Genomic DNA, 12,772 nt, shown 5'->3' with positions numbered 1-12,772 from the left:
CCGGTTGGGGCGGGCGCATAGGACGGTTTCTTTCGGAACTGTTAGATTGGTCGCAGCGGTTCCACGTTGTAGGAATGCGCGCGTTGCACTACGAGTGGACAACCACGCACAGGCCGACTTTGATGCAATCGTGCAGTGCCTTGGCGTCGGCCAGGCGCAGGTTGATGCAACCGTGGCTGCCGCACCACTTGTACGACTCGGCGTTATCGAAGCTCTTGTCGTTTTGCCAGGTGGCGTCGTGGAAGCCGATCATGTTGCCCTCAAACGGCATCCAGTAGCTCACCGGGCTCTCATATTTGGGTTTACCGGTCTCGGGGTCCTTGGCTCCGATCAGGGTGCTGCCGCCGTCGTTGCTGTTGATTTGCCACACACCCTCGGGGGTGGCGTCTTCGCCCGGTTTGCCCGAGATAAAGTTGGCCTCCCAAACGATATTTCCGCTCTCGTCATAGTAGCGCGCGTGCTGTTCGGACAAGTCGACGTCGATATACGCCTTCCAGTCGGGCTCTCCCTTTGCGGTAAAGGTATCGGCCTTCTGGGAGTACGTGATCTCGATCTCGCCGGTCTGCTTGTTGTTAATGGCGTCCTCGACCTGCTTGGCGAGCGAGCTGCTGTCGATGGACCAACCAAAGTCGCCGCCTTCGACGGCGCACTGCTTGCCATCGGCGCGCGTCCACCAACGAGTGGAGCCCACGGTATTAAAGCCGTTGGCGAGTTCGGCTGCCCAGCTGCTGATCTGCGACGTATCGAGCGTGGGGTTGGCCGGATCGACAAAGCTGATCCACTGCAATACGGAGCTGCCATCAACCTTGCCGGCATCCTCGCCGTTGAGCTTGAGGGTCACGTTGACGCCCAGGAAGTTGTTGGCAGCATCGCATGCGGCCTGAATCTGATCATCGGTCAGCGTTCCATTAAGCGGCTCATAGGCATCGTTGCCGAGCTTGGAAAGATCTACGGTCTCGGTCAGCGAGGCAAGCTCGAGCTCGGCATACTTAATGACATGCTCGCGGTTGATTTTTTCGTTGGAGCGCGCCTTCTCGACGGTAAACTTGCCGGCCTGCTCGTCATAGGAGCTATTGGCCTCGAACGTGCCCGAACGGCCCTCGTTAAACTCGTCGATAGCGGCGCCCAGGTCCTCCTCAAACTTCTTTTGGTCAAAGGTATCGGAGAGCATGGACAGGTCGACGTCTTGATCAAGATCGACTTCGTTGGAGGTAGCAGTTGTTTTGGTCTTGCCGCTTAAGGATTCCACAAGGCGGACCGGCCAAATAAAGGCTTCGTTGTGGTTGATGATTTCTTTTGCAGCAGCTTCACCGTCGACGATGGGTTCATCGGACTCGGGCTGATAGGTCCAGCTAAAGTCATCTCCTGTCACGGTGAGTTTATAGTGCTTCCATGCCGAGTTGACCTTGGTGGCGGCAGACGACGCGTTGGAGAACGAGACGTCGACGCCGGCGACGGTGGTGTTGGGGTAGGCTACCTGCGAAAACGCTACGACGCCTACGATATAGACAATGACGATTAGACCAAGGACGACAAAGAGCGTTGTCTTTTTGCCCGACTTATTGTTCTCGGGGGACTTGCGCGCGGGGCCTCGATCGCCTCGAGCGTGCGTGGGGGGCTGCTTGGGCGCATTGCCGTTTGCCTGACGCTGCTGACGTTGTTGACGCTGTTGTCGCTGTTGGTTCGGGCGTTGGGAAGCGTTTGCCGCACTACGCTGCTGACCGTGGCTCGGCGCGATAGGACGCGGCGACTGAACGCCGCCGGTGTGCCTGTTCGGCTGCTGCGGATCGGGAATCAGTTGAGTTCGATCGTTTTGCGACATCGTATGCATATCCTTCGATTTTCGCCTTGCGGTTCATCGTGTTTTTACTGGGCTTGCATTATAGCGATTGCCCTGCTGTTTGTGGTACGGAAACGGTGGCATTCGAAAGAGCTGGGACAAATGTCCCACCTTTGAGTCGTTCTTTGCCGCTATCCGCACACACCGCATTTTGCACAGGCCGAAAGTGCGGCCGGAGCCTGCGCGATGCCGCCCTTTGCCGTCTCTCGCAGCGTGGCCGGCAACGCGTGACCCACCGAGAGCATGACATGTGCCATCTGGTCAAACGGCACCAAGCTCTTAATGCCCGCGAGGGCGAGTTGTGCCGAGCTAAAGGCCGCTGCCACGCCAATGGCGTTGCGGTTTTGGCAGGGCACCTCCACGAGGCCACCGACGGGGTCACAAACGAGGCCCAGCAGGTTACTCAGCGCGATGGAACTGGCGTCGAGCGCCTGCTCGGGCGTGCCGCCGAGCATCTGCACCAGCGCGGCGGCTGCCATGGCAGCGGCGCTTCCCACCTCGGCTTGGCAGCCGCCCTCGGCGCCGGCGACGCAGGCGCTCGTGGTGAGGTTGAGGCCGATGGCGGCTGCGCAGTAGAGCGCGTCCATGACCTGCTCGTCGTCGAGCTGCAGGCGATCGGCAAGCGCCAGCACGCAGCCGGGCACAACACCCGCGGATCCTGCCGTCGGAGCTGCGACGATCACACCCATCGTGGCGGAACGCTCGAGCACGGCCATCGCGCGGGCCACGGCGTCGGTCTGGACGACGCCCATCAGGCTTTCACTCAAATCGTTGCGGCCTGTGGCATCGACGAGTTTAGCCTCGCCGCCGATAAGCCCGCCGAGTGAGCGCAGCGGATTTGCGAGTGGGGCCGTGGTCTCCTCGCGCATGACGTCGAGCACGCGGCGCATGGCGGCGACGGCGTGGGCCTCGCCGGTCAGACGCGCCTCGCGAACGGCCATGACGGCGCCGATGCTGAGCCCCTGTTCCTCACACGCATCGAGCAGCTGCTCGCCGTCGTCGAAGATTTCCTTGGCCGAGACGCCGGGGGAGAGCGACGAGGCAGAACCGGGGAGCTCGATAAAGGTCGCGTAATCAACATTGTCGAGCTTGCGTAGCATCGGGATAACGGTGTCGTCGGGCGCGCCGTCGGTCTCAAAGACGGAGTAGGCCTGGCCGCCCACTTCGGTGCGGTAGGTGCGGCAGAATGCGATGTTCACGTGGGCGTAGGCGAGCAGGTTGGTGAGCGCGGCGAGTACACCGGGGACGTCCTTGTGCGCCACGAAGAGCGTGGAATACATGCCCGAGATGTCGACGCCGACGCCGTTAATGCGGCTGATGCGCATCTTGCCGCCGCCCAGGCTCTCGCCGCGGACCTGTGCCGTGGCGCCCGTGTCGTCGACCATTTCGATGTCGACGGTGTTGGGGTGGATGGAGGCGTCGTCGCCCTTGATGCTAAAGTGATATTCGAGGCCCTGCTCGCGTGCGAGGTCGAAGGCCTGCTTGATGTTCTCGTCATCGGTGTCGAGGCCCAGGATGCCTGCGACGAGCGCGCGGTCGGTGCCGTGGCCGCGGTAGGTGTGGGCGAAGGAGTTCCACAGGCCAAAGGTGACTTTGGTGATGCGGCCTTCCAGCAGGCTGGCGGCAACTTGGGCGCAGCGCAGGGCGCCGGCGGTGTGCGATGAGCTGGGGCCGACCATGACGGGGCCCAAGATCTCGAATGCCGAGGTCGTAGCTAGTGTTTGCGGCTTGCCTGCCATGGCTGCTCCTTTGCCTTGTCTCGTCGTCCCGAGGGGCGGGGCATAAGGTCGCCTGCTCGGACAGTCCTGCTCGCACGGAGAGCACATTAAGTGCTCTCCGGCTCGTGCGGAACTCGCGATCGACCTTATGCCCCGCCCCTCGGGACTAAGGATACATGGTAGAAGGGCGCGTGCTGCAAAATTCATTAGCTGGTGACGCAGCGTGGGCTCATATCGAAATATCTTCACCACCGGATTAATAAAAAAGAAGTACCGCTTGGGGGCGGTACTTCTTTTGGTGCGTTGCTATTTGGCTGTGGCTTTTCTCGTTAGCTTACAGGCCGCAGGCTGCTTTGAGTTCTTCGACTCGATCGGTTTTCTCCCAGGTGAAGTCGGCGTCTTCGCGGCCGAAGTGACCGTAGGCTGCCGTCTTTTCGTAGATGGGGCGACGCAGGTCGAGGTCGCGGATGATTGCGCCCGGGCGCAGGTCGAAGGTCTTCTCTACGGCTTCAACGATTTTGTCCTCGGCAACATGTGCGGTACCGAAGGTGTCGACCATGATTGAGAGGGGCTTGGACACGCCGATGGCGTAGGCAAGCTCGACTTCGCAGCGGTCGGCCAGACCGGCGGCGACCACGTTCTTGGCGACCCAGCGCGCGGCATACGCTGCGGAGCGGTCGACCTTGGTGCAGTCCTTGCCGCTAAAGGCACCGCCGCCGTGACGGCCGTAGCCACCGTAGGTGTCGACGATGATCTTGCGGCCGGTGAGGCCCGTGTCGCCCATGGGGCCGCCCACGACAAAGCGACCGGTGGGGTTCACGTAGATGTCCGCGTTGTCCCACGGCATGTTCTCGGCGGCCATGACCGGGGTGATGACGTGCTCGATGAGGTCGGCCTTGATCTTGCCCATGTCCTCGATCTCGGCGGCGTGCTGCGTGGAGATGACGATGGTCGTGACCTCCACGGGCTTGCCTTCCTCGTAGCGCACGGTGACCTGGGTCTTGCCGTCGGGACGCAGATAGGCGAGGGTGCCGTCGTGACGCACGGCGGCCAGGCGCTCGGCCAGGCGGCTCGCCAGGTAGTGCGGCATGGGCATGAGGGTCTTGGTCTCGTTGGAGGCATAACCGAACATCATGCCCTGGTCGCCGGCACCGATCAGGTCGATCGGGTCGGTGGTAGCGCCGGTCTGGGTCTCGAAGGACTCGTCGACGCCCTGGGCGATATCGGGCGACTGCTCGTGGATGAGGCTCATAACGCCGCAGGTGTCGCAGTCAAAACCGAACTTGGCACGGTTATAGCCAATGCGTCGGATAACGCCGCGGGCGATTTCCTGTACGTCGACGTAGGCCTGGGTGCGAATCTCGCCGGCGACGATGACGGTGCCGGTGGTCACGAGTGTCTCGCATGCGCAGCGGACGTTCTCCACGTTGGCGGGCACGCCGTTGGGGGCGATGTAGCCCTGCTCCTGGAGCTCTATTTCTTTGGCGAGGATTGCGTCGAGGACGGCGTCGCTGATCTGGTCAGCGATCTTATCGGGATGACCTTCGGTCACCGACTCCGACGTAAAAACAAAGGACCCGTGTTGGGGCGGGATGGAACGAAGTTCTTCTGACATGATTGTCCTTTCAAAAACGTGTCCCGGCGACCGTTACCATTCCGCCGGGCTCTCTATGCAAGGGCTCATCATAGCGCGTAAATCAAACATTCACACCCTTTCCGCACCTACTCATTGGGGACAGACTTAAATGACCACCCTTACCTAAGTGCCGACAGGTTGTCCAATGACTGGTCATTTAAGTCTGTCCCCAATGAGTAGGTCGGTGCCCTTTGTGCGGAGGTTGCTTTGATGCTTTATACTGGTGCGGTTAGACATCCATCCTGCAATCGAGGAGATTTCCATGGCATCAGACGTTCGCGTCCGCTTTGCACCCTCACCGACGGGCAAGCTGCACATCGGCGGCGCCCGCACCGCTATCTATAACTGGGCTTTCGCCCGTGCAAACGGCGGCACGTTCATCCTGCGCATCGACGACACCGACCCCACCCGCTCTACCGACGAGAACACGCAGATCATCCTGCGCGCCATGCGTTGGCTGGGCCTGGACTGGGACGAGGGTCCCGAGGTGGGCGGCGATTTTGGCCCCTACGCCCAGACCGAGCGCCTGGACCTGTACAAGCAGGCCGCCCAGAAGCTTTGGGACGAGGGCAAGGCCTATCCCTGCTTCTGCACCAAGGAGCAGCTCGACGCCGACCGCAAGGCCGCGCAGGAGCGCAAGGACCCCTTCCAGGGCTATCAGCGCCGTTGCCGCAATCTTGATCCCGAGGAGGCCCGCCGTCGCATCGAGGCCGGCGAGTCCTACGTCCTTCGCATCAAGGTGCCCGAGGACCGCGGCGACGTCGTTATCCACGATGCCGTCCACGGCGAGGTGACCTTCGATGCCAAGGAGCTCGACGACTTTGTCATCTTCCGCTCCGATGGCACGCCCACGTACAACTTCGCGACTGTCGTCGACGACGCCATGATGAAGATCACCCATGTCATCCGCGGCGACGACCACCTGTCCAACACCCCGCGTCAGGTCATGGTCTACGAGGCCCTCGGCGCGCCCGTGCCCACGTTCGCCCACATCTCCATGATCTTGGGTGCCGACGGCAAAAAGCTCTCCAAGCGCCACGGCGCCACCTCGGTGGAGGAGTACCGCGACGCCGGTTACCTGTCCGACGCCTTCGTCAACTATCTGGCGCTGCTCGGCTGGTCGCTCGACGGCGAGACCACGATCATCCCGCGCGATGTCCTGGCCAGCAAGTTCTCGCTCGACCGCATCTCCAAGAACCCGGCGACCTTCGACCCCAAGAAGCTCGATTGGGTCAATGCCGAGTACATCAACGGCATGTCCGATGCTCAGTTTGCCGACGAGATCATGGTCCCCGAGCTGCACGAGGCGGGTCTCATCGAGGGTAATGTCGAGTACGGCGAGGATTGGATCGATGCGCTTGCCGCCATCGTCAAGCCGCGCACCAAGATGCCGGCCGACGCCGTGACCGTCGCCGCTCCCATCTTTGCCACGGCCGAGACGCTCGAGTATGACGAGAAATCCGTCAACAAGGGCCTGGCCAAGGAGGGCATGGGTGTCATTCTGGATGCCTCCAAGGCCGCGCTCGAGGGTGTGAACGAGTGGACGGCTGCCAACATCGACGCCGCGCTTGAGCCGCTGCCCGAGCAGATGGACCTCAAGAAGCGCGTGGTGTTCCAGGCCGTGCGCGTCGCCGTCTGCGGCAACATGGTGAGTCCTCCGCTGGGCGAGACCATGGCGCTCATCGGCCGCGACGACTGCCTGGCGCGCATCGACCGCGCCCGCACGATGGCGCTGTAATCGCTGCGCAAACGTATGTATCCGAGCCCCGTTCACCCGAGCGGGGCTCTTGTTTCTGTAGACGTATGGGATAGGAGGTGCTGGAGCCGTGGCCGAGCAACTGTCGCTGTTTGGTTCGCCGGAACCAAAACAGGCCCTCGAAAAGCCCGACCGCTCGGCCGAGCAGGCCAAGCCCGAGTCCGCGCCCGAGCCCGTTGCCGCCTACGCGAGCGTGGTCCTCGACATCCCGACCCGTGCGCTGTCCGAGCCATTCGCCTACGGTATCCCCCGGTCCCTTGCCAACGAGGCGCAGATCGGATCCACGGTCCTGGTCCACTTTGGTAACCGTGCTGCCGCGGGCTATATCGTCGACATTGCGCCTGAGCTGGGAGACCTGCAGGGCAACAACGCCCTCGACCTTTCGCGTATTAAGCCCGTCGAAGCCATCCTCAGCAAACCGCTCTTTACCGCCGAGGCTGCCCGTATCGCACGCTGGATGAGCCGCGAGTACGTCGCAACGCTTTCCGAGTGCCTGCGTTTGTTCTTGCCCCCGGGTGGAAGCCCGCGCGTGGTCAAGGGCGGTGACGGCGTGTGGGCCGTTGAGCGCCCCGCCGTCAAGCCTATCCAAAACCGCTGGGTCATGCTCACGCCCGAGGGTTTCGACTATACGCCGCCCAAGACTGCAGTTCGTCAGCGTCAGCTCATTGAGGCGCTCCAGTGCGGCCCGGTCACGACGCGCGACCTCAACCTTCTCTATAACAGCATGTCGGCGACCATCAAGTCGCTCGAAAAACGTGGCGTCGTGGTGGTAGAAGAGCGCCGCGCCTGGCGTGGGTGCAGCGAGCAGACCACGCTGTCCTCGGCGAGCGGCAAGGCCCCGGTGGCGCTCACCAACGGTCAGCAGCAGGCACTCGCGCAGATTGAGCGCGCACGCTTGGACGCTCACGGCGATGTGGTGCTCGTCGATGGCGTCACCGGTTCCGGCAAAACCGAGGTCTACCTCTCGGCGATCGAGCGCGTGCTGGCGGCCGGCCGTTCGGCCTGCATGCTCGTGCCCGAGATCTCGCTGACGGCCCAGACCGTCGGCCGCTTCCGCTCGCGCTTTGGCGAGACGGTCGCTGTGTTCCACTCGCGCCTTTCGGCCGGTGAGCGCCTGGACCAGTGGGACATGGTTGCCAGCGGTGCAGCCCGTGTTGTCGTCGGCGCGCGTTCGGCGCTCTTTTGCCCGCTCAGCGACTTGGGCCTCATCATTATCGACGAGGAGCACGAGACCAGCTACAAGCAGGGTTCCAGCCCGCGTTACCATGCGCGCGAGGTGGCGGCTGAGATGGCGCGTCGCTATCGCTGCCCACTCGTACTGGGCTCCGCCACGCCCTCGGCCGAGGCCCTCGACCGCTGCCGCCGCGGCACGTACGGCGGCGCCACCTGGAAGCGCGTCGAGATGCCCGAGCGCCCGGGGCATGCCGTGCTGCCAACGGTCCGCATTGCCGACCTGCGCCGCGAGTTCGCCCACGGTAGCCGCTCCATGTTCTCTAAACCGCTGATGGAAGGCCTGGAGCGCGTAGTCGAGCGCCGCGAGAAGGCTGTGTTGCTGCACAATCGTCGCGGCTTTGCGCCGTTTCTTATGTGCCGCGAGTGCGGCTGCGTGCCCACATGCAACCACTGCTCCACCGCGCTCACGTACCACGAGCGCACGCACACGCTGCAGTGCCACACCTGCGGATCGTCCTGGCGCGTGCAGCCCTATCCGGCCCCCACGAGTCGCTGTCCCAAGTGCGGTAGCCGCTACCTGGCAAAAATGGGCCTGGGTACGCAGCAGATCGAGGACGCACTGCACCAGATGCTGCCCGATGACGTCGCCATCATTCGCATGGACGCCGATTCCACGCGTGGCAAGGACGCGCACAAAAAGCTGCTCGAGCAGTTCGATGCCGCCGATTGCGCGGTGCTGCTGGGTACCCAGATGATTGCAAAGGGCCTCGACTTTCCCGAGGTCACGCTCGTGGGCGTGGTCAATGCCGACTTTGCGCTGAAGCTGCCTGATTTTAGAGCAGGGGAGCGCGCCTACGATCTTCTGGAGCAGGTTGCGGGCCGCGCCGGCCGCGGCGATCGCCCCGGCGAGGTTATCATTCAGACCTATCTGCCCGAGGACCCGGTCATCCGCGCCGTCGCCGAGCACAATCGCTCGATCTTCACCGACTACGACCTGGACCAGCGCCGCGACGCACTGTATCCGCCGTTCGTGCGCCTGGCCAACATCTTGGTATGGTCGACGAACGCGGATGACGCGCGGGACTACATCGGTCGCATCGCAAAGCTCCTCAAGCGTCGCTGGCATGCCGCTGCTCCCGACTTTTTGCGGGCGGGGAGCGCCGTGCCCCAGGTGCTTGGTCCGGCTTCGTGTGTAATCGAGAGAGCCAAGGACCGTTATCGCTTCCACCTGCTTGTGAAGTCGCCCGTGGGGTACCATGTCTCTGACGATATCGACGCCTGCCTCAAAGAGGTGGGCTCCGTGCGCGGCGTGGGCGTGAGCGTTGACGTCGACGCCTATGATTTGATGTAACAACCCGAAAGGATGGCCATGGAAGCCAACGGAATCGTACTGTCGCCCGACCCTCGTCTGCGCCAGGAGTGCGCCGTCATCGAGGAGATCACCCCGGCGATCGAGGCGCTTGCCGAGAAGATGAAGAAGATGATGTTCGAGAACGGCGGCTGCGGCCTGGCTGCCCCGCAAATCGGCGAGCTCATCCAGCTCGTCACCATTGACTGTGACTACAGCGACAAGAACGACTACGATCCGTACGTGCTCATCAATCCCGTCATTGTTGAGCAGAGCGACCATCTGGTGCCGTTTAGCGAGGGCTGCCTGTCCATCCCCGGCATTAGCTGCGAGATTGAGCGTCCCGACCATGTCGTCGTCGAGGCTTATGACCTGGATGCCAACCTGATTCGCTATGAGGCCACAGGCGACCTGTTCTGCGTGTGCCTGCAGCACGAGATCGATCACCTGCACGGCAACACCATGTTTGAGCGACTGAAGCCCATGCAGAGGATCAAGGCAGTCAAGGAGTACCAGGACGCCCTGGCCCGCGGCGCTCGACCGGGCGAGACGGAGTAGGTCCCACCGTCCCCGGTGCTGAGCGCCCACATATCATCCCGTGCTCAAACATTCTCGCTTTGCTGCGAAACTGCGCGCGGGACGATATGTGGGCGCTCAGCACCGGGGACTGCGTTGTTCTGGCTCGGTTCGCCCGGGTGCCGTTGGGCCAGGGAGGGGCGTCTTCGCTGATAATTGCTTTGTTGGAAGAGCTGCTTTTATTGCGGCTCTTTCTTTGGTTTTGGGTATATTTGTTCTTGTTGAATTGTTCTTGCGGATGGGCTGGGTACTTGGCTTTCCGCTGTTATTTGTAGCCGTCTCGGCTTTGGTTGAGAGGAGACTAACTTTTATGCGTATTGTGTTTATGGGTACGCCTGATTTTGCTGTGCCTTCGCTGACTTCGCTTGTTGAGGCTGGGAATGAGATTGCGCTTGTTGTTACTCGTCCTGATGCTGTTCGTGGGCGTGGTAAGAAGCTTGAGCCTTCTCCTGTTAAGGCCAAGGCGCTTGAGCTGGGGTTGACGGTTATTGAGGCCAATCGCATGACACCTGAGGTTGTTGAGGCGCTTCAGGCTGCCCAGGCTGATATTTTCTGCGTGGCTGCCTATGGCTGTATTTTGCCTGATGAAGTGCTGCACATGGCGCCGCTTGGTATTGTTAATGTTCATGCGTCCTTGCTGCCTCATTGGCGTGGGGCTGCTCCTATTCAGCGTGCGATTCTCGCTGGTGATGAGGTTGCTGGCGTTTCTATCATGCGCATTGGACATGGCGTGGATACTGGTGCTTATTGTGCTCAGGTTTCCACGTCCGTTGCCGGTAAGCATGCCGAGGCGCTCACGATGGAGCTTGGTGAGCTTGGCGGCAAACTGCTTGCCGATACGCTTCCTTCTCTTGCCGATGGCACCGCCGTGTGGACTGAGCAGGATGAGTCGCTCGTCACTCATGCTGCCAAGATTTCCAAGCTGGAGATGCGTCTGGATCCGCAGATGGCTGCGCTCGATTGTGTGCGTCATGTGCTCGCTTCGTCCGATACCGCGCCTGCTCGTTGCGTGATTGCCGGCAAGACCGTGCGCGTGCTCGATGCTGCGCCGGTTGATGTGTCGCTTGGCGAGGGTCAGGTTCTCATTAAGGCCAAGCGTGTTTACCTTGGTCTTTCCGATGGTGCGGTTGAACTGCTCGAGGTTAAGCCCGATGGCAAGCGTGCCATGGCAGCTTCTGCTTGGGCTGCTGGGCTGCAAGGCGCCGATCTTATCTGGGGTGTTTTGTCATGAGCAAGCTGTCTCCCGCGCGCAAACTTGCGCTCGATGTGCTAATGGAGGCCGATCGCCGCGGCATGTATGCGCGTGACGTGCTGTCCTCTCGCGCATCGGCCAAGGCTATTGACCAGCGCGATTCCGCTTTTGCCGCCCGCTTGGCGCTGGGTGTGGCCGCTACGCAGGGTATTTTGGACGAGCTGCTCGATCAGTTTCTCGATAAGCCTAAAAAGGTTGCGCCGCGTGTTCGCATGGCGCTTCGTATCTCGGCCTTTGAGATGCTCTATCTGCATACGCCTGGTCGCGTTGCGGTGAGTCAGGGCGTTGAGCTGGTGCGCAGCGGAGCTAAGTCTGCCGCCGGTTTGGCCAATGCCGTGCTGCATAAGGTCGCGGACAACGTTGAGGACTTTGCCACGGCGTCCGATGTAGATGAGTCTGAGCGACGCCTGGTTCGTCTGTCGCGCCTGATGGGACTGCCGCGTTGGCTGTGCGCTCGCATTATGGCATCGTTCGACACGCCTGAGGGTGCGCTTAACTTTGCCGGCAATCTGGCCCCCGCGCCGCTGGCCCTGCATGAGAACGCCTTTGCGACCAAGCCCGATCCGTATATCTCGCAGCTCGTCGCGCCCGTCTTCCCGGGCTGCCATGCCCCGGTAGATGCGCAGGTCACGGTTGCATCGGGCGTGTTTGAGCGTGCTGCCGCGGTGGCATCTGATCTCAATGCGCAGCTTATCGCCACAGCTGCCACGCGCCCTGGAAGCTGCCTTGAGATTGGTGCCGGTCGTGGCACCAAGACCTATGTGATGATGTGTCAGGCCAAGCGTGCGGGCTATGAACGTCAGCATACGGCGCTTGACCTGCATGATCGTAAATGTGATCAGAATCTCGCGCGCCTGCATAAGGCGGGTATTACGGGTGTTCGCACGGTCTCGGGCGATGCTTGCGAGCTTGATGAGGTGCTCACATCGTTTGATGCCATGCTTGGCAAGCCGGTTAAGTTCGACACAGTCTTTATCGATGCGCCGTGCTCGGGCACCGGCACCATGCGCCGTCATCCCGAGATCCCATGGCGTCTAACTGAGAATGACGTTACGACTGATTTGCCCAAACTGCAGCTGACGATGCTCAAGGAAGCTGCCGCGCGCGTGGCTGCCGGCGGCGAGCTCATCTATGCGACGTGCTCCGTCTTCGACGAGGAGAACACGCAGGTGGTGGATGCTTTCCTTGCTTCTCCCGAGGGTGCCGGCTTTAGCGTGGCACCGCTTTCCGAGGCACAGATTCTGCAACTCCCCGAGTTCGACCAGGCCAAGAAGCTCGTATCCGTACGCCAGAACGATCGAGGCCTCTTCCAAAGCGTGCCGGTAAACGCCGACTCCTACGACGGCCACTTCTGTGCCCGCCTGGTCCGCAAGTAGCTACTAAGTTGCGGTGAAATGGGGGTGCGGACAGAAAGTTGGACCGTGAAGCGGTCCGGACTGGAGGTTCGCATGTACAGCAGGGAGAAGGTCGAGC

8 protein-coding genes are annotated in these 12,772 nt (G+C 61.8%); 5 read left to right on the top strand and 3 right to left on the bottom strand.

Features of this window, described 5'->3' with window-relative positions; all coding sequences use genetic code 11:
• Nucleotides 1-88: 88 nt before the first annotated feature.
• The 3 genes from AB5Z54_RS07580 to metK all read right to left on the bottom strand — a co-directional run bounded on the left by AB5Z54_RS07580 (nt 89) and on the right by metK (nt 5,173).
• The gene (locus AB5Z54_RS07580; RefSeq protein WP_368161042.1) at nt 89-1,822 is read right to left on the bottom strand and encodes a L,D-transpeptidase; all 1,734 of its coding nucleotides are present in this window, start codon (nt 1,820-1,822) and stop codon (nt 89-91) included.
• Nucleotides 1,823-1,971: 149 nt separating this feature from the next.
• Complete coding sequence (sdaAA, locus tag AB5Z54_RS07575; RefSeq protein ID WP_368161040.1) at nt 1,972-3,579, bottom strand: L-serine ammonia-lyase, iron-sulfur-dependent, subunit alpha; 1,608 nt, start codon at nt 3,577-3,579, stop codon at nt 1,972-1,974.
• 313 nt (nt 3,580-3,892) lie between these two features.
• On the bottom strand, nt 3,893-5,173 hold the full coding sequence (metK, locus tag AB5Z54_RS07570) for a methionine adenosyltransferase (protein ID WP_022094972.1): 1,281 nt from the start codon (nt 5,171-5,173) through the stop codon (nt 3,893-3,895).
• Nucleotides 5,174-5,456: 283 nt separating this feature from the next.
• Between metK and gltX the strand changes: the two genes are divergently transcribed.
• From gltX to AB5Z54_RS07545, 5 genes are all read left to right on the top strand, one after another.
• Nucleotides 5,457-6,932 carry a glutamate--tRNA ligase gene (gltX, locus tag AB5Z54_RS07565; RefSeq protein ID WP_368161038.1) on the top strand — a complete coding sequence of 492 codons (1,476 nt, stop codon included), beginning with the start codon at nt 5,457-5,459 and terminating at the stop codon, nt 6,930-6,932.
• 88 nt (nt 6,933-7,020) lie between these two features.
• The gene (gene priA / locus AB5Z54_RS07560; protein WP_368161037.1) at nt 7,021-9,474 is read left to right on the top strand and encodes a replication restart helicase PriA; all 2,454 of its coding nucleotides are present in this window, start codon (nt 7,021-7,023) and stop codon (nt 9,472-9,474) included.
• Between the two features lie 18 nt (nt 9,475-9,492).
• The gene (gene def / locus AB5Z54_RS07555) at nt 9,493-10,029 is read left to right on the top strand and encodes a peptide deformylase (RefSeq protein WP_089571827.1); all 537 of its coding nucleotides are present in this window, start codon (nt 9,493-9,495) and stop codon (nt 10,027-10,029) included.
• Nucleotides 10,030-10,357: 328 nt separating this feature from the next.
• Nucleotides 10,358-11,278 (top strand): methionyl-tRNA formyltransferase, encoded by a 921-nt coding sequence (gene fmt / locus AB5Z54_RS07550; RefSeq protein WP_368161035.1) that lies wholly within the window; start codon nt 10,358-10,360, stop codon nt 11,276-11,278.
• Nucleotides 11,275-12,675 carry an RsmB/NOP family class I SAM-dependent RNA methyltransferase gene (locus AB5Z54_RS07545; protein ID WP_368161033.1) on the top strand — a complete coding sequence of 467 codons (1,401 nt, stop codon included), beginning with the start codon at nt 11,275-11,277 and terminating at the stop codon, nt 12,673-12,675. Before fmt ends, AB5Z54_RS07545 begins: the two co-directional genes overlap by 4 nt.
• Nucleotides 12,676-12,772 lie beyond the last annotated feature (97 nt).

The organism is Collinsella aerofaciens (genome assembly GCF_040910185.1).
Taxonomy (GTDB): domain Bacteria; phylum Actinomycetota; class Coriobacteriia; order Coriobacteriales; family Coriobacteriaceae; genus Collinsella; species Collinsella aerofaciens_BF.
Note: the sequence above shows the minus strand (reverse complement) of the source record. Positions and strands in the feature narration are given on the sequence as shown.